This is a genomic window from Nocardia sp. NPDC049526, from assembly GCF_044465765.1.
GTDB lineage: Bacteria > Actinomycetota > Actinomycetes > Mycobacteriales > Mycobacteriaceae > Nocardia.
The window spans coordinates 425,853-445,653 of record NZ_JBITMA010000003.1 but is presented as its reverse complement, the minus strand read 5'-3'; the positions used below and the strand labels follow the sequence as shown (position 1 = coordinate 445,653).

The following is a 19,801-nucleotide window of genomic DNA, read 5'->3' as shown; positions in this document are numbered from 1 at the left end:
GCCGAAGATTCCAGTCCGCATGCCCGCCTGGCAGTGCGACGCCGATCAGGAAGACCGCCGAAACGGTGGCCGCGGCGTCCGCAACCGGACTCAGCGCTCGGGCGGCTGCAGGCCCAGCGAACGGATGAGATGGCGAATCTCGTTGCGGTACAGCTTTTCCGGATCGGTCGTCTGCGATCGCAGGTGGCCGAGGATTTCCAGGGAGACCAGGCCGTGCAGGTGGCCCCAGATGCGCAGGGCGATCGCGACCGCGGCGGGCGGTAGGCCGGGGAACTCCGCCTTGACCTCCTCGACGAGTTTCGGCTCGAAGTCCGACCACTCGAAACCGTTGTCCGCGTGCAAGTTTTCGGCGTGCGGCCACGCACCTGCGGCCAAACCGGTCAGGCCGGCGCACACTCGGTGTTCCGCGTCCGGGGCCGCGCCGCCCTCGGGCGGCTCGTAGTTGGGCACCGGATCGCCGTAGATGAGGCGGAACCCGGCCGGGTTCGCCAAGGCCCAATCACGAAACGCGCAAGCCCACGCGAGGATTCGGCCGGAGGCATCGGTTGCGGGACGGGCATCGCGGGCCGCCTCGACCGCATCGGCGAGTTCGGAGTACACATCGTTGATCAGCGCGGTGATCAGGTCATCGCGGGTCGGGAAGTAGCTGTAGACGGCGTTCGCGGTCATGCCCATTTCGCGCGCGATCGCCCGGAGCGTGATGGCGCCCGGTCCGCCCTCGGCCATCAACCGGAGCCCGACCTGCTTGATCTCCGCTGTCGTCTCGGAGCGTCGTAACTCCCGCCGGCTCGGCGTCGCAGTGCCCACGGTGGCAACTCTACAGCGGTGTGAGAAAACTAGACGTTGCTCAAATACTTCACGGCGTATAGTTTCTACACGCCGTATCAATCAGTTCGAGGAGAACCATGTTCATCGGAATCGTCGGCGCGACCGGCAATATCGGCCAGCGGGTACTCACCGAGGCCGTCGCCCGCGGCCACCACGTCACGGCGTTCACCAGGGACGCCCGCCAGATCACCACCAGCCAGCCGAACGTCACCTGGCGTAGCCTCGACATCTTCGACAGCGCGGCCATTGCCGCGGCCCTCCCCGGCATGGACGTTCTGATCAGCTGCTACCAACCGGGAAATGCGGCAGCGGATTTCGATGACACCGTCGCGCGCTCCATCGCCGATCCGACGGTCTACGCGAGTGCTGCTCGCTCACTGCTCGAAGCACTGCACACGCACCCGCGCACGCGACTGATCGTCGTCGGCGGCGCGGGGAGTCTGGAGTACGAGCCCGGCCGAGTCACCGCGGACGACGACCAACGCCTCGCCGATACCCTCGAAGGACTCGGCCTCCCCCGCGAGTACGCCGCCGCGGTACGCGGCCACCGTGCCGCCCTCGATATCCTGCGCACCTCGAATCGGCTCTGGACCTACCTGAGCCCAGCTGAGCTGATCGCCCCTGGCGAACGCACCGGTCGCTACCGCGTCGGCGGTGACCAACCGGTCCGCGACACCGACGGCCACAGCCGCATTTCCGTCGAAGACGCCGCGGTCGCGCTACTCGACGAGGCAGAACTGCCACGATTTATCCAGCGCCGCTTCACTATCGGATATTGACCCGATGCTCCCGCACCGATATTCGGTGCGGGAGTTCAGCTTTCGTTTTTCAACTTGCGCCAACCGCCCGCGCGGTTGTTGGCGATGACCTGTTCGAACATCGCGAGAAGTGCTGGGGTGTTCAGCTTTTCGCCTTCGTGGATGGCCACGGTGCGCCCGGTCTTGTTCTCGTGGCCGCCAGTGATGATGCCCTCCGGATCCGGTACGATGCCGCCGTCGTAGAGGAATACATTCACGTGGGACTTGGCCGCGAGGAGAGCACAGATATTGCCGTCCAGTACGAAGTTACGGCTGAACGGTGCGTTTGATTGTCTCGACGACCTCGGGGTCGGCGGCATGCACCAGCTCGCGCACCTCACGACAGATGGCCTGCTGCCACTCTGGCAGCGGGTCGATGTAGGCGTCGACGCGCGGGTCCTTCCGATAGGACATGCGACCGATCCAAGCACAATCCGTGCCTGATCACGCACGATTTCTGCCGATCCGATGATCGACCGGCGCTTGGCACGCCGACCGGCCGGGCATCGCTCAGGTCAGTCGCGCGGCCAGACGTGACGCGTTCATATACGCGATGGCTTCGATGCTGACCATCGGGTTCACCCCTGAGGCGGTCGGGAAGCAGGAGGCGTCGGCGACAACGACATTCGGCAAATCCCAGACCACGCCGTCCGGATCGGTGGCGAATCCGCGCGCGAGCCGCCCATGCGTGCCGAGCCCATGATGTGCAGTGCACCCATCGCGCAACGGCCGGGATCGTAACCGGCGCGCAGACATTCGGCGACGAAGCTGTCGTGTGAGCCTGCGACACCGGGCTCGTAGACCGGTCCCGACTGGTGCCCGGAGAAGATCCGGAGCGCCCCTGCCGCTTCCAAAATCCTTGCTGCACCCGCGATACCGGCATGCATATGCGCTTGGTCGTATCCGGACAGGCGGTAGCGGGATGCCGTGGTCGCGAGTGATGACACCACGCGAAGGTGTCACAATTGGCTTCTTCCCCCACATCTATTGGTGGGGGATTCCGACCTTCACAGGTCGTGTTTCTTGCTTCACCGGCGACTGCCGCGCCGACGACTGCCGGGTTGGTCTTACACCGCCTCCACAGGCAGACACCGCCAGCCCGGCGGCCAAAATATTCCTCGCAGCGTTGATATCGCGATCATGGGCCACACCGCACCGGCACACCCATTCCCGCACATGCAATGGCATCGTGTCGTTCAGCACCCCACACGCAGAGCAGGTCTTGCTCGACGGGAACCATCGGTCCACGGCGATCACCTCACGCCCGTACCAGGCGGCCTTGTACTCCAACATCGAACGCAACTGCGACCACGAGGCATCGGAGATCGCACGCGCCAAACGGTGATTGCGAAGCATCCCCGCCACATTCAGATCCTCGATCACGATCGTTTGGTTCTCACGAACGAGCCGAGTACTCAGCTTGTGCAAATGGTCTGTGCGGCGGTCGGTGATACGAGCGTGGAGACGCGCCACCTTCCGGCGAGCCTTATCCCGATTGACCGACCCCTTGGTCTTGCGGGCAAGGGCGCGTTGAGCTTTCACCAGCCGCGCCTGTTCTCGTCGCTGATGCCTGGGATTGGAGATCTTCTCACCGGTCGACAACGCCAACAGCGAGGTGACCCCGGCATCCACACCAACAACGCCATCGGTCGGCGGGTGGTGAGTTACCACAGCTTCGGTGAGCAGCGACACGAACCAACGGCCCGCGCTGTCACACGACACGGTGACCGTGGAAGGTTGCGCACCTTCGGGCAACGGCCGAGACCACACGATATTCAGCGGATCGGCCATCTTCGCGAGGGTGAGTTCCCCGTCACGGAATGTGAACGCCGACCGCGTGTACTCCGCCGACGAGCGAGACTTCTTCCGCGACTTGAAACGTGGATAACGCGCCCGCTTATCGAAGAAGTTGGCGAACGCACCCTGCAAATGCCGCAACGCCTGCTGCAACGGCACCGAGGACACCTCCCCCAAAAACTTCAGCTCATCGGTTTTCTTCCACGCGGTCAGCATCGCAGAGGTCTCGTTGTAGTTGACGCGACGCCGCTCGGTGTAGCAGGCGGTCGTCCTGGCTTCCAGCGCCTTGTTGTACACCAAGCGGACACATCCGAACGTGCGCACAAGCTCCCGTTCCTGCTGCTCGGTCGGATAGAAGCGGTACTTGTACGCCCGCTTCACCAAGCTCTCCCCCATGCGCACACATTAACAAGTCAGGTTGTAACCAGTGAGACAATCTGCGTCAGAATCATATTCGGCACAGATCATGGAGCATGCAACAGACGCGCCAACTCCGACAACTCGAGCAGGGTTGCCTTCGCGCTACAGCAATCCGATGCGGCCGAGCGTCGTGCGCTCGGCGACTGGTAACGACATCGGTCTCCTGCAACGGAACCAGAACGGTCATCAACTCAACTCACTCGTGCCACTTGCGTGCCCAATCCGCCGACGATCAATAAACGGCGAAAAGGATCCGGAAAGTCGCACCCGCACCGGGCGTGCGCAACAGCTGGATCCGGGCGCCGTGCGCACCCAGGATCGCATCGGCGATGGCGAGTCCGAGTCCCGAACCGCCGGTGCGGGAACGCGATTCCGCGGCCCGGTAGAAGCGATCGAAGATGCGCGGGGCGTTCTCCGGCGCGATGCCGGGTCCGTCGTCGTGCACATCGAGTACGGCGAATTCGGACACGTCGGGTAGTTCCGCACCCGCTTCGGCGGCGACCGGATCGGTCAACGCAGCCGCGGCTCTGATCCCGACGGTGACGGTGATCGAAGCCTCGGATGGCGTATGCACCAGCGCGTTATTGACCAGATTGGTCACGACCTGCCGCAATCGATGCTCGTCACCGACCACCCGAACCGGGTAATCCGAACTCTCCAGACCGATGTCCCGATCCGGGGCCCGGGTAGCGGCGTCGCGCACGACTTCCATCGCGAGCACCACCAGATCGACCTCCGCCAGATCCAGCGCCCGTTCCTGATCGGATTTGGCCAACAGCAACAGGTCGTCGACGAGCACCCCCATCCGGATCGCCTCGCCCTCGATCCGGCTCATCATCTCCCGCACGCCCACCTCGTCGGACGCACCACCGCGCCGATACAGCTCGGCGTAGCCGCGCACCGAGGTCAGCGGGGTGCGCAGTTCATGCGAGGCGTCGGCGATGAACGCCCGCATCCGCTGCTCGGAATCGGCGAGCTGGCGCAGTGCGGTGGACAGCCTGGTGACCATCACATTGAACGCGGTACCGAGCCGACCGACCTCGGTATGCGGATCGGTCTGTGCGACACGGCGATCCAGATCCCCGGCGGCGATAGCCTCGGCCGTGTGCTCGATCCTGGTCAGCGGTCGCAGGCCGATGCGCACCAGGACCGCCGCGATCACGCAGATGGCGAGCAGCAGCATCGCACCCGCCGCCAACTCGATCGTGCGCAGGTTGCCGGTGGTCGCCTCGGTGGTCGCCAGCGACATCGCGATCGCGACGGTACCGCCATCGGGCTGCCATTCCGTCGCCGGCTGCACGACAGTGCGCACCCGCCAACGGATATCGCTCTTCTGGTCGCCGACCGTGAACGCGGCATCCGGGCGGGCGCGCACCGATGCCGCATCCATCGCGGGCAGCGCGGGCACGGTGCTCACCTGGGCAGGTGCGCCGAGCCTGCCGATCTGATGCCCGTCGACATCGAAGAACATCAGCCGGAAATCCGTAGGCAACTGCTCGTACTCCGGCGGGCCGGACGGCGGGGGCGGCGGCGGCCGCTTGGTCGAAGTCATATCGCTGGCAACACGATTCAGCTGGTCGTCCACCCGATCGAGCAGCGCGCGATCCAACATGGTCACGCTGAGCAGCCCGAAGACGGCCATTCCGATACCGGCAATCGCGACGAGGGCCAGCAGCAGCCGAGTGCGTAAGGTCAACCGGCGAGCCCGATTCCACACCCGGCGTCCGTTCATGACTCCGCCATGACCGAGCGATGCCCGGCTGTGTTGATTGTTCGCTCGCTCACGAACGCTCGCCGCCCAGCCGCAGGGTGTAGCCGACACCGCGAATCGTGTGGATCAGCGGCGGATTCCGGGCATCGACCTTGCGCCGGAGCTGGCTGATGAAGGTCTCCACGACCCGCGCGTCGCGCCCGGTCTCCGCACTCCACACCCGATCGATGATCTGCTGCTTGCTGACCACCTTCTCGGCATTGACCACCAGATACCGCAGCAGGCTGAATTCGGTGGCCGACAGCCAGATCTCGGTGCCCGCTCGATATGCCGCGTGTGCATCGACGTCCAGTTCCAGGTCCGCATACTTGAGCACCCGATCCTCGCCGGACTCCGGGCCGAGGGTGCGCCGCAGAATCGCGCGCAGCCGCAGCAGGACCTCCTCGATGCTGAACGGCTTGGTCACATAGTCGTCGCCACCGGCGGCCAGCCCGGCGATCCGATCCTCGACCGCGTCCCGGGACGTCAGGAAGAGCACCGGCACCTGACTGTCGGACTCCCGCAGCCGCCGCGCCACCGCGTAGCCGTCCAGATCCGGCAGCATCACGTCCAGCACCACGATGTCCGGCGGATGCGCCGCCGCCTCGGCCAGCGCGGCGTACCCGCTCGCGGCGGTATGCACGTCGAATCCGCTCATCCGCAGCGCGGCGGAGAGCAGGTCCAGAATGTTGGGCTCATCGTCGACCACGAGAACGGTCGCGGCCGGCGACGTGTCACGGTCGGGCACGGCTACACACTATGCCGCACCGTCCACCGGACCGGCCCCGCACATCGCCCTATCGCTTTCGCCGGTCAGCGGCCGCGCTCGGGTGCCGGCCTGCGCCGCGCACGTTTGGGTCGACGTGCGGCCGCATTCGCGACGTCGCTTCGCCGGTCCGCGGGCACGAAGGTGACGATATCGGCTCGCGATGTGATCATCAGCTTCTGGAAGATCGAAACCATCTGTGCGTCTATGGTTTTGAACGAATTGCCGCGACTGGCCGCGATCGCCGTATTGGTCCAGCCCGCCGCCGCGAGCGTAGCCACCTCCTGTTCGGCAGTCGAGAGTTCCTGCCAGGGTGACGGGCGGTCGCGCCGGATGGGATGGTCCACCTCCAGCTTGCCCATCGACAACGTGCCCAACGCCAGCCGTGCCACCTCACCGTGCTCCGGCCGCAGCATGGCACCCTCGCGCCGAGTGGCTTCGAACAGCTGGTGTCCGAGCACATCCCGTGCGATGTCGATAGCGTTGCCGGTTTCGGTTTCGAATGGCACCAAGTTCGCTATGTTCACCCCCAAGCGCTGCCGCCAGGTGGCGACTCCGCCGCCCAGCAGTGCGATTTCGGTGGCCCCCGCAATCACCTGGTCCGAGACAGCGCCGTCCAGGGTCCGCGCATCGCCCGACATGCGCGCCAGCGTCCACATCCGGATGTGCACCGCCCAGAGGGCACCCCATTGGTCACGCATCGCGACCTGATCCGCCAACGCGGAGCGACCGACGGCGAGCGCTTCTCGGGGGTCACCATATTTGGTCAGGGCAATCGCCCACGCCAATTCGGCCCAGGATTTCGCCCAGCGCGCACCCGCCGCAACGGCGTTGTCGAGATGTCGCCGGGCAATCTCCATGGCCTGCACAGCGGTGCCACCGAAACCGGCGGCCAGTGCCTCGAACAGCTCGCTCATGGCCGCACCACCGAGATCGCCGCCAGCGGCGAACTTCTGGCGAGCGCGCCCGAGCACCGCTACCGCACGCGCGTCGCCCTGCACCAGCATCAGCTCGCTACCGCGCATGAACTCGACGGGTGCGGGCAGACCGAGGTCATGCTCGAAGGTATGGCGCCAGTTCGCCCGTACCGCCGGATCTGTCACGCACGCGGTGACGCACTCCTCGAGCATCCGCTCGGCGTCGTCGTGCACACCCTGGCACATGCTGATCCAGCCGATCAGGGCCATTGCCGATATCTGGAGTTCGACGGGCTGTGGGTCGAGTTCGCGCGTCGCCGCCAGCGTTCGCTCGGCCCAGCGCCGAGACTCGCGCAGCGACCCCTTGATGAAGGGAACGCGCAATGAGATCAAGCCGACGGCGATTTCCAGTCCGATCACCGATTCCCCCGGGGTGGTGAGACTTCCGTCGATCGCGCAGAGCAGGTTGTCCCAAGCCGCCCGCGCCCAATCGAGCAGATCCTGTTCCGCCGGGCTGCACCATTCGGCGCAGGCTCGCATCACTTTGTCGCGGTAGTACCGCCGATGCCGGGCGGTCAGTCGCTCCCATTCGGTGCCGGTCGAGCGCTCGCGCAATCGCTGCTGAGCGAATACGCGGAAGCTCTCCAACAGTGAGTAACGGACCGTATCGGAAGTCAAGTGGACCGACACCAGAGACTGATCCGCCAAACGCTCCAAGAGACCCTCGACCTCGTCCGTCGCGATGCTGACGCGCGGGTCGCCGCCGACGATGTCGAGATCTGCGCAGACCCCCTCGATCGCATCCAGTTCCGCACCGACATCGAGAACCGATGAATCGGCTTCATCGTCCGGATCCACGTCGTAACCCGCGGCGAATACCGACATCCGATCGAAGAGTAGACGTTCCTGGTCCGTGCACAGGTCGTAGGACCATGCGATGACATCCCGGATGCCCTGATGCCGTTCCTCGGTGCCGACACGTGGACCGGGCGACCACCGCAGCCGCCGATCGCCGGCCTCACCGCTGAGGTCGCGCAGAATCATGGGCAACGGTTGGCGCCGTAGGCGGGCGGCGGCCAGCCGGATGTAGAGCGGGTGGTTGTCCACATGCCTGCAGATCGAATCGGCCAGCGCGAGTTGATCATCGGCGATGGCACGCCCGGTGAGTTCCGCTCGCTTGCGGAACAGCCGCAGCGCCTGTTCTCGCGGCAAGGAACCGATCGGCACCAATTGCTCATCCACCCAGCCGACTGCCTCGCGACTGGTCGCCAGCACCGTCAACCCCGGCACGGCGTCGAGTAGGTCGGAAATCAATCGCCCGGCGCCGTCGAGGACGTGCTCACAATTGTCCATCACCAGGATCGTCTGCAGTCGGTGGCCCACGGCGTCGGAACGAGTGAGGGTGCCGACCAGAGCGGCCCATACCGATCGATCGGAGAAGTCGGCGTCGACGATCGCCTGCGCGACCTCGTCCTCGACCGCCGATATATCCGCCCCGCTCGCCAGCCGGGCCAGCCGAACCCAATGGACGGGAACCCGACGAGCCTTGTGATAGCGGTGCACCGCCTCGGTGGCAAGGCGAGTCTTGCCGATACCACCGGAACCGATCAAGGTGATCAGACGCGCCGAATCCAGCAGCAACTTCGCGATCTTGTCCAGCTCCCGTTCGCGTCCGACGAAATCACTGACGGCTGACGGCAGCGATCCGAGGCTCGATGAATATCGCCCGGTCATGGTGAGCACACTAGTCAGCCGGTAGTCGCCGAGCAGCCGGTATCCAACCGTCGACTCGGCGGCAACATCTGAAACATTCGTCGTTGCACCCGATGTACGTGACCTACCTATGTCACGAAGCTGAGACCAGCGAATTCACCATCGGAAGGATTTCACGTGCGCGGAATTCAGATACTCGGCGCCGGCGAGTGTGGCCTACCGCTGGCACTGCGGCTGCGGCACAGCGGCATCCCGGTCACCCTGGTGACCGATCGCGACGCGGCCGCGGTGCTGTCCGGCTCGGTGACCAGCACACAGGTGAAGTTCGTACCGACGTTGGACCTCGAATCTCGAGCGGGGCTGGGTATTTGGCGCTCGATTGCGCCCCGGATCCTAGGCATCCGGTTCAGTTTGGTCATCGACCGCAATCTGGTGTCCGGATGGGCCGGACGCTTCAGCGAACCCGCACAGAGTGTCGACCAGCGGACGGTGTTCGCGCGCTGGCTTGCCGACTTCGCGGCTGCGGGCGGCAATCTGGAGATCGCCGAACTGTCTGTGCCGCAACTGGATCAGCAGACCGCCGCATACGATCTGACCGTCGTCACCCGAGCATCGCGCGAGCTCGCCGCATACTTTCCCGTCGACCCGAGCTGGTCGGTTCCGGCCGAGCCGATGCGTCGACTGGCGGTGCTGTACCTCGACGGGGTCGAGCCCGATCCGGATGGCCTCGGAACCTACACGGCCCTTCCCGGCCACGGCGAAATCATCTCCTATCCGGGCCTGACCGGTCCTCCCGGACAGGAGAGGCGTTGCGAAATACTGCTTTTCGAGGGATTGCCCGGCAGCGGACTGGATGTTTTCGCGCACACGGTCCCGGCCGAGCGACTGCCGCGGGCCGCACAACTCTTGCAACGATATCTGCCTGCGGCACTTGCCGATCGGTATCGCAATGCCGAATTGACCGACGGTGGCGCGACTCTGGTCGGCGCCGTACCGCCGACCATGCGCGAGCCGATCGGCACACTGCCCTCCGGCACCCTCGTACTCGGCGGCGGCGATGTCGTGTGCCGGATGGATCCCGGCGGTGCGCAGGGCGCCAACAGCGCCGCGCACTGCGCCGCGCTGTACAGCGCGGCGATTCTGGGCAATCCCACCGGCCCGTTCGATCGGGCCTGGATGACATCGGCGGCACAGCCGTGGCTGACCGGAATCGCCCATGCCGCGGCACGCTGGACAATGGCCGTGCTCGACCCCCCACCGGCCGTGCGGGAATTGATGCTGGCCGCACAGGAGAACACCGCACTGGCCGACGCGTTCGCCGAAACCTTCGTCCGCCCAGCGAATATGGTGAAATTCGCCGCTGCCGCGCCAACGGGATACCCGGACCCCGACGGCTATGTCGAAACCACACTCCACTGAGCGAGTGCGGGTCGCCGAACGCCATGGCGGTCAGCGCGTATTCGATACCGGGAATGCCACTGGTAGGGAAGCAAGAGCGCGGTGGAACGGACCGGGCCGCCAGTTCAGTTCATCGACCGGCACGGCCAGCGCCAGATCGGGCAGGGCGTCGAGGAGTTGATCGATGGCATCTTGGGCGATCAGATAGGCCGCCGTTCGCGCCGGGCAGGCGTGCGGTCCAGCGCCCCATGCCAAGTGCGAACGATTGCCGAGATACTCACCGCCGCTGATCGTCGGATCGTTGTTGCAGGCGGCCATGCTGATGACGACCGGCTCGTTGGCGGGCAGCCAGATATTGCTGGACAGAATCGGTTGGCGTGGATATGTGACGCAAAAATTCGCCATCGGCGGGTCGGCGAACAAGACCTCGTCGAGTGCGTCCCGGGTCGATAGGCTACCGCCCAACACATTTCCCGCGAACCGCTCGTCGGTGAGCATCAGCAGCAGCGTATTGACGATCAGATTCTGTTGCGGTTCGATTCCCGCGCCATACAAGATGACGAGCTGATGAATCAACTCCGACTCGTCGAGTCGGGTGGGATGTTCGAGTAGTCGCGTGGTGATGTCATCGCCGGGTTCGGCTCGTTTCAAGTCGATCAGGTCCAGCAAAGCCTCGCTGAGCATTTTGTTGCCTTGTTCGGCGTCGACCCCCTCGAAAATCGCGGCCGTCGCTTGTGCGACCCGCTGGCCGATCTCCGGTGGACAGCCCAGCATCGCGTTGATCGCGCCGAATGCGAGCGGTAAGGCGTACTGGCTGATCAGGTCCGCCGTACCGGACGCGCTGAAGGCCTCGACCAGCGGTACGGCAATGGACTCCACGGTGGCATGCAGGGCATGCAGATCGGCCCCATCGATGGCCGCGGCGATGGCCTGCCGATAGCGGGTGTGTTCGTTACCGGCACTGCGCAGTGCGTTCGGACGCCACTCGAGTATCGGCCGTACCGGACATTCGACGGGGATCGTCTGCTGCCAGCCGCGTGGATCAGCAGGGAAATGGTCTGGATCATTCAGGATGCGCACTGCGGTGTAGTAATCGAGCACCAGGGTCGCGGGCACTCCCGGCGCGAGTTCCACCGGCGCCATCGCGCCGTAGCGGCTACGCATCTCCCGATAAGCGGTGTGTGGATCGGCGGCGAATTCCGGGGAGAACAGGGGGACGTAGTCACCATCGCCCCTGGCGGGCGACACGTGGTGCGGAACCGGACAAGTATCGGGCTCGGGTGGAGACTGTTGCGTGTTCAAAACGAAACTCCGAACGCTGGCCATGTCACTCAGGCAAGTGGTGGGTCGCCGTAACGATTGCGCAGTAGGTATGTCCCGAACATCGGTAGATCCACGGGCATTTCGGCACCGCCGCCCAGCAAGCACCGGTGGGTCGCTACCCAACGGTGCATCATCATTCAGTGAGCCGGGATATGTTCCATTCGGTTGGACCGACAGCGCCACAGTTGTTCGTCGTAGCCGACGGGTTTGCTCGGTTGCGTAAACGGGAGGTCGTCGCCGATGAAGACGAGTTGGGCGATGGTGAGCCTGCGTACCGAATATCCGGGATACGGATAGAGCAACAATGATGTCGGTGTGTATCCGCCACCGTAGTTCAATGTGCGTACGGTGACCTCCGTCGCATCGCCGGATGCGAGCCTGCCGCCGAGGTCGACCAATCGAGCACGATCACCGGGATGGAATACATCGACCGGCCGGAACAGGTAATCCCACCGGACCCAGGGGGCAGGCTCGGTGAGCCAATGAGAGATGGTTGTGTGCTCGAGTTGCACGATAGCCAAATGGGTCCCGGCACGACGGTGCGCTTCCCGTAGCCCGACGTGATCGAGTGTCGGCGCCATCGAGGGCATGGTGTCCGAGGTCGTGTCTTCGATCAACCACCAGGCGCCGCGGGTCCGTTCGTCATCGCGAGCCCGCATGGTGATCCGCCATTGCCCTCGTCGTGCGGACCCACTGGTCACGATCACGTCGAACTGGAGCTTGTGCCCCGGCACCGGACCGTAGAGCAGATCGAGCACCTCCACATGTCGATCGAATTTCGAAATCCGGTGGAACAGTTCGGCAATAGAACGTCGCGGCACGTACTCTTGGTCCTCGACACCGCACAACCGCCGAAGGCCGATGGGCTGGTGGATCAACTGGGTATCGAGTTCCCAGATCAGACCGACCGCGGGGCGCAACGGGGGGATGGGCGCCGCCGCGGGACCGAGCCACAACCGCACCGCGTGCACATCGCCGGCCGGACCGAGCACCGGCCGCAGCATCAGCTTGTGCGGCCCAGCGCCGGTCGGGATCGTCAGATCCATATCCTCGCCCCGAAGGTGCACCAAGCGGATCATCCCGGAGATATCGCGGGTGGTCAGAGTGTCATAGAACGCCGGACTCTTCGCCAGCAATCGCTGTACAACGCGGTCGCAACTGGCGAAATTGCGCGACGCTTCCCCCATCGAAGCCACCGAAGCGACCCCGGGCGCCAACGTCTCCACCGTCGCCCACGGAATCATCACACCTCCCTCCGCCCCGACCGTTCCCTGCCTGCACATGCGACTGTCTGCACGTCGGTTCAGTATTCCCAGATAGGGGAGGTGTCGACATCGGGTGCTGCAAGGTGAGCAACCGAGTTCACTACCTAGGTGTGCGGGCGCCCGCGATCGCTCCCGCACCAACCAGCGCCGCACCTCCCCGAATACGCTTACGCGCCTTGCACGATTCATCACCGTCCGTGGTGGAAGCCCCGCGATCTCACCGCGGTCGACACGGCTCGAGATCATGAACCTGGCTGTGCGCCACCGCCGAGTATCCGGCGCGCGAGACGCGACGCATCAAGCGCCGCACGAGATTCCCGGCTGCCCCGCCTACCAGAGCGGACCGCCGCGCAGCCCGACGATCCTCGACATCGCCGAAGTTTCTCGACACCGGAACAGCCCATGGCGAACCGCTGGCTATCCACGAGTGCGACTACCAGCAAACCACTCCGGCCACACCACCGCCCCTTCGCCCGGGTCACGCCCTCCAGTTTCCGAGACGAGGGGGCACCGCGGTAGCCGAGAAGCACGGCGCCGAGACAGTGAAACCAACTCGGACACAAGTACACCCGCACCGCCGAGCGCCACTACCTCGACGCACCGAAGCAAGTGACCAACTGCACCACGTGCTGAACCTGTACAGCCGACTCATCGAACCGTGTCGCGAAGTCGAATCCCGGCGGGTCGGCGAGGCTAGAAAAGGGCCTCCGACCTGCCGACGCTGTCGGGGTGACAGGATTTGAACCTGCGACCCTCCGCTCCCAAAGCGGATGCGCTACCAAGCTGCGCTACACCCCGTGGCCTCGCGGCGAAAGACGGTGCCGACGAGGATGAATCCTGCGTGGAGCGGGTGACGGGAATCGAACCCGCACCATCAGCTTGGAAGGCTGAGGTTCTACCATTGAACTACACCCGCAGGCATACGACATCTGATGGGATCGCCACGATGTCGTGTGCGAACCGACTGTACCGAATCGGGCCTCGGATACGCCAATCAGCCCCCACCAAAGCGTCCAGCGAGACCAACGTGCCCACGATCCGAGCCGTCAGCAGTAGCGGATCGCTATCACTGATCGAGTCGAGCTGGCGAGCGAGCCGGAAACCTCCGCTTTCGGCGTGCTGTCGGCGTGTCGGTCCGCGACTTTCCGGCGAACAAAATTGATGTGTAACGCCGGCGGCGCGACAGCGATGACATACCCGATCGCCATTCGCTAGGGACCGATAACTCGTTATAAAACAGCGTTTTTCAGTGCCGAGTGGCTTGCTAGGATCCTTTTTGCCGGACGGGGGTATCTGGAAAGGGGGCGGTGAGCGTGCACCAAGCGAGGTGGACACAACCGCGTAGCAGTGGGAACGATCGGGGTGACGCCGGCACCTGCGTGGGAACAGGGCACCCGGGTACCGACATCACCCGTGGCGGGTGAGTGCGATGTCTGCGGATATCGAGCCACCCGTAGCGCAGATGGCAGGCGCGTGGGCGCGTGCGGTCTGCGCGGAACCGGGATCACACGCGTCACCACAACACTTGCAGCCGGTATTGGTCGAGATCATCGAGCGGCTGCTGTTGCTGGCCAGGTCCGAGCCATTCCCGGTGCCCGAGGCGCGGAACTTGGGGGCGCGACTGGTCGAGGCGCCGTTCGAACGGACCAGAATGCTGGCCCAGGCCACCCGCTGGCTGCTCGGCTTCCCGGCGGGGGCGCCCGGGTCGCTGGTCGCCACGCGCTGGCCGCTGGTCGCCAGTCAGGCCATCGACAGCTATGCCCAGGCGCTGCAGGAGCGGGCGCTGGCCCAGCAGGAGCAGCACATTTCGGCCGCGGTGTCGTTGCGGGTGCAGGAGATCGCCGCGCTACAGCATCGACTGCGGCACGAGGCCACCCATGACGCGCTCACCGATCTGGCCAACCGGACGCTGCTGCAGGACAAGGTGCGGCTGATGACGGCCGATCCGAACCGCGGCGTCGGTCTGCTGCTGATCGACCTGGACCGGTTCAAGCAGATCAACGACAACTACGGACATGCCGTCGGCGACGAGGTGCTCGTCGAACTGGCCCGCAGGCTGCGGGAGATCTGCCCGCCGGATACGGTCATCTGCCGCTACGGCGGTGACGAATTCGTGCTCGCCACCAACCCGCTGTACAAAGAAGTCGGCGAAATCGCGCATCAGATCGTGGCCGCGCTGCGGGATCCGGTATGGACGACGGCCGGTCCGGTGCCGGTCTCGGCCAGTGTCGGCACCGCATACTGTCCGCCGGGCGACTCCTGCGATTTCACCGATCTGCTGCGTAGCGCCGATCGCGCGATGTATTCGGCGAAGACCGCGGGCGGCCGCCGCTTCGTCCTCGCCGATTCCGATAAACCCGAAATCAAGGCCGTCGCAGGCTGATCCGATACAGGCCCTCTGGGTCACCCCCAGAGGACCTGTCCAGTCAGCTGGCAGGGTGCAGGAAACCTTGTACAAGCGACACGAGTTCGGCGGGCTTCTCGAAGAACACCACATGGCCGCTGTCGATTTCGGCGTATCGACTGTTCGGGATCGCGGCGTGCAGGTCACGGGCGTGGGTGACCGGTACCAGCTGATCCTGGGTGCAGCCGATCACCAATGTCGGTGCGGCGATACGGCTCAGCTCGTCCCGGATGTCCACCTCGAGGTTCACCTCGATCTGTCGCAGCGTTCCGGGTTCGGGTTTCGTAGCGCGCAATTGCGCCAGACCCGCATGGCCGAGTCCGCTCAGGAATGCCGGGCTGAACGCCAGCAACGGACCGAATGCGGAGGCCATTTCGGGTCCGGCCTCCAATGACGCCGCCCAGCCGTGCAGGGTGAGCAGTTGCCGGGGATCCTGCGTCACCGACCAACCCGCCACCAGGACGAGTCTGCGCACCAGGTCGCGACGCCGCCCCGCGACTGCTGCCGCGACGACCGCGCCGAGGGAGAAGCCAACCAGGTCGACCGGGCCGGTCGACGCATCCTCGATGGCCGCGATGATCTGCGCGGCCAGCAGGTCCAGCGTCAGTCGGCCGTCGGGTGCGGTGGTTTCGCCGCTGCCCGCATAGTTCGGCGCGACAACGGTGTGGCGGTCGGTGAACTCGGAGATGAGGTGCCCGAAATTGGATTCGGCACTCATGCTGGTGCCGTGGACGAGGACCAATCCCGGTCCGGCACCGGACACGGAGTAGTGGACATCGGTATCTGAGACACGGACGACGGGCATAGCGGGAACCTTCTCGATAAGAGGATCAGATATCCAGGACCAGGCGCGGGGTGTGGGCGCGTGAGCGACAGATCATCATCACGTCGGTGTCCTGTGCGGTGAGGATGCTGTCGCGATGGTCGGGGATGCCGTCCAGGACTACGGTTTCGCAGGTACCGCAGGTGCCTTCGCGGCAGGAGGACAAGACCGCGATACCGGCCTGTTCGATGGCGTCGAGGACGGAGGTGTGCACCGGGATGTGCACGGTGACACCGGATTGCGCGCATTCGACGTCGAAGGCGGAATCGACAGTCACTTCGGTCGGCTTCGGCGCGAATCGCTCGAGGTGCAGGGCGTCGGCGGGCCAGGTTGCCGCGCAGTGGCTTTCGACGGCTGCCAGCAGCGACTCCGGACCACAGCAGTACACCAGGGTGCCCAGTTCCGGCTTGGCGAGGATGGCGTCGAGATCGAGCGGACCGGTCTCGCTCTGCGGACACACCTCGATCGGCCCGAGCGCCGACAGTTCGGGTAGGTAAGCCATGCTCGCGCGGGTGCGGCCGCCGTAGTGCAGGCTCCACTCGCCGCCGCGACCCGCGACCATGCGGATCATCGGCAGCAGCGGAGTGATGCCGACACCGCCGGCGATGAACAGATAGCGTTCCGCGTCCCGCAGCGGGAAGTTGTTGCGGGGACCTCGGATTCGCAGACGCTCGCCCACGGTCAGCCGGTCGTGGACGTAGGCCGATCCGCCACGGCTGCTCGGCTCACGCAGGACCGCGACCGTCAGTCGGTCGTGGTCGTCGGGATCGCCGCACAGCGAATACTGGCGCACCAGGTCCGGGCGCAGGATCAAGTCGACGTGGGCGCCCGGCTGCCATTTCGGGATGTGGCCGTCGGTCACGGCGAGGGTGAGTTCGATGATGCCGTCGGCGACGGTGCGGCGGTCGGTGACGGTGACGGTGAATTCCGGTTCGGCGGTCACGCTCCGGCTCCGATCAGGGTCGCGGGCCGCGGATCGGGCGCGCGGTCGTGGTGACCGTCGGGGTGGGCGAGCAACCACTGCCAGATTTCGATCGGGTCATCGGCGATCCGGGTTGCGCCGCAATGGCATCGGCCGAGCAGCTGATCGCTGCCCGGAAACCACTGCACGCGGTGGCAAGCAGCCGCGGTCATGCCCGGGTCGCTTCGGTCCGGGTGAGCTCGGCGATCAGCCGCCGTGCCGCCAGCGCGCCGGTGTCGATATTGATCGACAGCTCCTGGTAGGTGCCTCCGGCGCGTTCCTCCGCGGCGATGACCTCCTCGACCAGGTTCAGCGCCACCACGTCCTGCATGACCACGGTGTGATTGCTCTTGTGCAGGTAGTCGGTCACGTCCTGGTCGTCGATCGCGAAATCTCTTGCCACCATCCAGAAGTCGTGCACCGAATGCTCGGTTTCCGGAGTGAGGGCGTACACGATTTCGGTGTGGAACGCGCCGGGATCGGTGTCGGCACCGCGTCCGGGCAGGTAGCCCTCGGGCGGATAGTTGCCCTGCGGCGCGACGCGACTGTGCAGCCGGTACAGGCACGGCGGCTGGAACTCGATGTCCTGCCAGCGGGTGATGCGCCCGGTGATGCCGGTCGAATTGGCATAGAACGGCGGACATTCGGCATCGTCCATATGCCTGCTCACCCACACGACACCGGCAGCCTGGTCGACCTCGGTGGTGATCGGCGTCTCGGCGACCTCTGGGGTGCCGATATAGCCGCCGTGCAAATAGGTTTCGTGGGACAAATCCATCAGATTGTCCATCAGCAGCGCATGCCTGGCCCGGATGGTCTCCAGGCCGCGGATAGTGGTCCACCCGTCCCGCACCAGCCACGGTGCGCGCGGGATCGCGGCCGGGTCGGCCGACTCGCGGTCCCCGATCCACACCCAGACGAACGAATCCTGTTCCACCACTGGGTAGGAGGCGACACGGGCACTGCGGGGAATGCGGGTCTGTGCGGGTACCGCGACACAGGCACCGGTGCGGTCGTAGGTGAAGCCGTGGTAGCCGCAGACGACACGGTCACCGACCAGCCGCGACTCCGACAGCGGGTAGCGACGGTGGATGCAGCGGTCCGACAGTGCCGCCACCGCGCCGTCCTCGGTCCGGTAGAACACCAGCGGCTCGTTGCAGATGGTCCGCGCGAACAAATCGCGGCCGATCTCCTGGCTGTAGGCGGCCACATACCACTGGTTGCGGGCAATTGCGGTTGTCGGGCTCATCGGAATGCTCCTGAATGCTTTCCCCTGGCGGGCTGTGCGGTCCATCGTGTGGGCCGCCGATGCGTGAGCCAAGACACACTTCCGTCGAACGGAAGTCAGCGCCCGCCACCCAACTGCCGGGTGATGCCGTGGGCCGCGGTGCGCACCGCCGGAGCCCAGATGGCCCGGCGAGAGTCCCCGGCCGGTACGACAATCGACACCGCCGCCGCGACCTGGCCGTCCGAACCGAAAATCGGTGCGGCGACGGAATATCCGTCGAGGGTCACCTGTCCGTCGCTGATCGCGACCCCGGTGCGGCGTACCTCGGCCAGTGCCCGACGCAGCACCTCGGGCGTGCTGATCGTCTTCGTGGTGAATACCGCCAGCGGCCGGTCGGCGATCTTGTCCACGATCTCGGCGGGAGTGTAGGCCAGGATGGCCAGCCCGACGCCGGTTGCGTGCATCGGCCAGCGTGCACCCACTCGGGTGCGAACGAATACGGCGTCGCGGCCGGCGAGGAATTCGACATAGACCACTTCGGTGCCGTCGCGGACCGCCAACTGCACGTTCTGGTGCGTCGCCTCGTACAGGTCCTCCATGAACGGCACCGCGACATCACGGATCGGCCTGGCGCGCGGGCAGTACGAGGCGATCTCCACCATGCGCAAACCGATCTGATAGCCGCCACTCGCGGCCCGATCCAGCGCACCCCATTGCACGAGATCGACGACGTGGCGGTAGACCGTGGTCTGCGGCAGACCGGTGCGCTCGGCCAGTTCCGACAGCTTCAATACCGGGTGGGCGTTGTCGAATGCCTCCAGCAGAACCAGTGCGCGGGCCAGGACCGACGACTGGGTCATCGCCGGAGCCTGTCAGGACAGCGCATGCCAGGCTCGGACCAGCGCCGAGCGGAAATCATCGGCCTGCTCTGCCGTCATACCGCTGATCATCTGCTGTTCCACCGCGTCGACCTCGTCGGCGACATCGGCGAGCAACCGCCGCCCCGCCTCGGTGAGATGGATGAGCAGCTCGCGCCGGTTGCGTGAGTTGCGTTCGCGCGCAATGAGTCCGCGACTCTCCAGCGCGCGGACCACATCGGCGACCGACTGTGCCGTGACGAACGAATCCCGCGCCAGCTGTGCGGCCGGTAAGCCGTCGTGCCGCTCGAGCACGGTCAGCGCGGTGTACTGCAACGTGGTGATCCCGACCGGACGCAGCAGCTCGTCCAGGCGCGCCCGCACCGCAAGCTCGACCCTTTTCACCGCGTACAGCAGCGAGGTCTGACTGCCCGGCAGTCGGCTCGCGGTCGGCTTCGCCTCCGAGATCGTCACCAGCACTCTCCTCACCTCTGTGTCGTCGCGGGCGCCGAACCGGGATGTTCGGCGAATCGAGAATAGACCATTGACAGGAA

The 19,801-nt window shown here is 65.4% G+C and carries 19 protein-coding genes, 2 tRNA genes and 1 pseudogene; 3 read left to right on the top strand and 19 right to left on the bottom strand.

What is annotated here, in order from left to right; all coding sequences use genetic code 11:
• Positions 1-90: 90 nt before the first annotated feature.
• On the bottom strand, positions 91-807 hold the full coding sequence (locus ACIBW7_RS11590; protein WP_397046201.1) for a TetR/AcrR family transcriptional regulator: 717 nt from the start codon (positions 805-807) through the stop codon (positions 91-93).
• 98 nt (positions 808-905) lie between these two features.
• Between ACIBW7_RS11590 and ACIBW7_RS11585 the strand changes: the two genes are divergently transcribed.
• Entirely contained in the window at positions 906-1,607 is a 702-nt protein-coding gene (locus ACIBW7_RS11585) for an NAD(P)-dependent oxidoreductase (RefSeq protein ID WP_397046200.1), read from the top strand.
• A 35-nt stretch (positions 1,608-1,642) separates the two neighbouring features.
• Here ACIBW7_RS11585 and ACIBW7_RS11580 read toward each other — a convergent pair whose 3' ends face one another.
• The 8 genes and pseudogenes from ACIBW7_RS11580 to ACIBW7_RS11545 form a co-directional block, all read right to left on the bottom strand.
• Entirely contained in the window at positions 1,643-1,945 is a 303-nt protein-coding gene (locus ACIBW7_RS11580; RefSeq protein ID WP_397046199.1) for a hypothetical protein, read from the bottom strand.
• A complete protein-coding gene (locus ACIBW7_RS11575) occupies positions 1,893-2,039 on the bottom strand; it encodes a hypothetical protein (protein WP_397046198.1) in 147 nt (48 codons plus the stop codon). The genes ACIBW7_RS11580 and ACIBW7_RS11575 overlap by 53 nt, the downstream gene beginning before the upstream one ends.
• A 96-nt stretch (positions 2,040-2,135) precedes the next feature.
• Positions 2,136-2,351 carry a GMC oxidoreductase gene (locus ACIBW7_RS11570; protein WP_397046197.1) on the bottom strand — a complete coding sequence of 72 codons (216 nt, stop codon included), beginning with the start codon at positions 2,349-2,351 and terminating at the stop codon, positions 2,136-2,138.
• 80 nt (positions 2,352-2,431) lie between these two features.
• Positions 2,432-2,512: pseudogene (locus ACIBW7_RS11565) on the bottom strand (hypothetical protein); the annotation flags it as partial.
• A gap of 97 nt (positions 2,513-2,609) precedes the next feature.
• Positions 2,610-3,818 carry an RNA-guided endonuclease InsQ/TnpB family protein gene (locus tag ACIBW7_RS11560; RefSeq protein ID WP_397046196.1) on the bottom strand — a complete coding sequence of 403 codons (1,209 nt, stop codon included), beginning with the start codon at positions 3,816-3,818 and terminating at the stop codon, positions 2,610-2,612.
• Positions 3,819-4,074: 256 nt separating this feature from the next.
• Positions 4,075-5,574, bottom strand: coding sequence for a sensor histidine kinase (locus ACIBW7_RS11555; protein WP_397046195.1), 1,500 nt, complete (start codon positions 5,572-5,574; stop codon positions 4,075-4,077).
• A 49-nt stretch (positions 5,575-5,623) separates the two neighbouring features.
• Positions 5,624-6,340, bottom strand: a complete 717-nt coding sequence (locus tag ACIBW7_RS11550; RefSeq protein ID WP_397046194.1) for a response regulator transcription factor — start codon at positions 6,338-6,340, stop codon at positions 5,624-5,626.
• Positions 6,341-6,405: 65 nt separating this feature from the next.
• The gene (locus ACIBW7_RS11545; protein ID WP_397046193.1) at positions 6,406-9,009 is read right to left on the bottom strand and encodes a LuxR C-terminal-related transcriptional regulator; all 2,604 of its coding nucleotides are present in this window, start codon (positions 9,007-9,009) and stop codon (positions 6,406-6,408) included.
• Positions 9,010-9,165: 156 nt separating this feature from the next.
• Between ACIBW7_RS11545 and ACIBW7_RS11540 the strand changes: the two genes are divergently transcribed.
• Positions 9,166-10,407, top strand: coding sequence for a styrene monooxygenase/indole monooxygenase family protein (locus ACIBW7_RS11540; RefSeq protein ID WP_397046192.1), 1,242 nt, complete (start codon positions 9,166-9,168; stop codon positions 10,405-10,407).
• Between the two features lie 30 nt (positions 10,408-10,437).
• Here the strand turns inward: ACIBW7_RS11540 and ACIBW7_RS11535 are convergent, their stop codons facing one another.
• The 4 genes from ACIBW7_RS11535 to ACIBW7_RS11520 form a co-directional block, all read right to left on the bottom strand.
• The gene (locus ACIBW7_RS11535; RefSeq protein ID WP_397046191.1) at positions 10,438-11,712 is read right to left on the bottom strand and encodes a cytochrome P450; all 1,275 of its coding nucleotides are present in this window, start codon (positions 11,710-11,712) and stop codon (positions 10,438-10,440) included.
• A 134-nt stretch (positions 11,713-11,846) separates the two neighbouring features.
• Positions 11,847-12,953: a GAF domain-containing protein gene (locus ACIBW7_RS11530; protein WP_397046548.1), complete on the bottom strand. Its 1,107-nt coding sequence runs from the start codon at positions 12,951-12,953 to the stop codon at positions 11,847-11,849.
• A gap of 745 nt (positions 12,954-13,698) precedes the next feature.
• Positions 13,699-13,772 (bottom strand) — tRNA-Pro (locus ACIBW7_RS11525).
• 44 nt (positions 13,773-13,816) lie between these two features.
• Positions 13,817-13,890: transfer RNA gene (locus tag ACIBW7_RS11520), tRNA-Gly, on the bottom strand.
• 513 nt (positions 13,891-14,403) lie between these two features.
• Here ACIBW7_RS11520 and ACIBW7_RS11515 point away from each other — a divergent pair.
• A complete protein-coding gene (locus ACIBW7_RS11515) occupies positions 14,404-15,357 on the top strand; it encodes a diguanylate cyclase domain-containing protein (RefSeq protein WP_397046190.1) in 954 nt (317 codons plus the stop codon).
• Positions 15,358-15,400: 43 nt separating this feature from the next.
• Here the strand turns inward: ACIBW7_RS11515 and ACIBW7_RS11510 are convergent, their stop codons facing one another.
• From ACIBW7_RS11510 to ACIBW7_RS11485, 6 genes are all read right to left on the bottom strand, one after another.
• Entirely contained in the window at positions 15,401-16,183 is a 783-nt protein-coding gene (locus ACIBW7_RS11510; protein ID WP_397046189.1) for an alpha/beta fold hydrolase, read from the bottom strand.
• A gap of 25 nt (positions 16,184-16,208) precedes the next feature.
• Positions 16,209-17,144: a PDR/VanB family oxidoreductase gene (locus ACIBW7_RS11505; protein ID WP_397046188.1), complete on the bottom strand. Its 936-nt coding sequence runs from the start codon at positions 17,142-17,144 to the stop codon at positions 16,209-16,211.
• Positions 17,141-17,335, bottom strand: coding sequence for a hypothetical protein (locus ACIBW7_RS11500; protein WP_040687624.1), 195 nt, complete (start codon positions 17,333-17,335; stop codon positions 17,141-17,143). Before ACIBW7_RS11500 ends, ACIBW7_RS11505 begins: the two co-directional genes overlap by 4 nt.
• Positions 17,332-18,411, bottom strand: coding sequence for a Rieske 2Fe-2S domain-containing protein (locus ACIBW7_RS11495; RefSeq protein WP_397046187.1), 1,080 nt, complete (start codon positions 18,409-18,411; stop codon positions 17,332-17,334). Before ACIBW7_RS11495 ends, ACIBW7_RS11500 begins: the two co-directional genes overlap by 4 nt.
• 95 nt (positions 18,412-18,506) lie before the next feature.
• Positions 18,507-19,250 (bottom strand): IclR family transcriptional regulator, encoded by a 744-nt coding sequence (locus ACIBW7_RS11490; protein ID WP_397046186.1) that lies wholly within the window; start codon positions 19,248-19,250, stop codon positions 18,507-18,509.
• 12 nt (positions 19,251-19,262) lie between these two features.
• Positions 19,263-19,721: a MarR family transcriptional regulator gene (locus ACIBW7_RS11485; RefSeq protein WP_327096197.1), complete on the bottom strand. Its 459-nt coding sequence runs from the start codon at positions 19,719-19,721 to the stop codon at positions 19,263-19,265.
• Between the last annotated feature and the right edge of the window lie 80 nt (positions 19,722-19,801).

What these genes read in the sequence shown, in the direction of transcription:
- ACIBW7_RS11535 (WP_397046191.1), bottom strand. Translation starts at nt 11,712, where the DNA reads ATGGCCAGCGTTCGGAGTTTCGTTTTGAACACGCAACAGTCTCCACCC.
- ACIBW7_RS11500 (WP_040687624.1), bottom strand. Translation starts at nt 17,335, where the DNA reads ATGACCGCGGCTGCTTGCCACCGCGTGCAGTGGTTTCCGGGCAGCGAT.
- ACIBW7_RS11580 (WP_397046199.1), bottom strand. Translation starts at nt 1,945, where the DNA reads ATGCCGCCGACCCCGAGGTCGTCGAGACAATCAAACGCACCGTTCAGC.
- ACIBW7_RS11530 (WP_397046548.1), bottom strand. Translation starts at nt 12,953, where the DNA reads ATGATTCCGTGGGCGACGGTGGAGACGTTGGCGCCCGGGGTCGCTTCG.
- ACIBW7_RS11490 (WP_397046186.1), bottom strand. Translation starts at nt 19,250, where the DNA reads ATGACCCAGTCGTCGGTCCTGGCCCGCGCACTGGTTCTGCTGGAGGCA.
- ACIBW7_RS11515 (WP_397046190.1), top strand. Translation starts at nt 14,404, where the DNA reads ATGTCTGCGGATATCGAGCCACCCGTAGCGCAGATGGCAGGCGCGTGG.
- ACIBW7_RS11555 (WP_397046195.1), bottom strand. Translation starts at nt 5,574, where the DNA reads ATGAACGGACGCCGGGTGTGGAATCGGGCTCGCCGGTTGACCTTACGC.
- ACIBW7_RS11495 (WP_397046187.1), bottom strand. Translation starts at nt 18,411, where the DNA reads ATGAGCCCGACAACCGCAATTGCCCGCAACCAGTGGTATGTGGCCGCC.
- ACIBW7_RS11560 (WP_397046196.1), bottom strand. Translation starts at nt 3,818, where the DNA reads ATGGGGGAGAGCTTGGTGAAGCGGGCGTACAAGTACCGCTTCTATCCG.
- ACIBW7_RS11585 (WP_397046200.1), top strand. Translation starts at nt 906, where the DNA reads ATGTTCATCGGAATCGTCGGCGCGACCGGCAATATCGGCCAGCGGGTA.
- ACIBW7_RS11545 (WP_397046193.1), bottom strand. Translation starts at nt 9,009, where the DNA reads ATGACCGGGCGATATTCATCGAGCCTCGGATCGCTGCCGTCAGCCGTC.
- ACIBW7_RS11575 (WP_397046198.1), bottom strand. Translation starts at nt 2,039, where the DNA reads ATGTCCTATCGGAAGGACCCGCGCGTCGACGCCTACATCGACCCGCTG.
- ACIBW7_RS11510 (WP_397046189.1), bottom strand. Translation starts at nt 16,183, where the DNA reads ATGCCCGTCGTCCGTGTCTCAGATACCGATGTCCACTACTCCGTGTCC.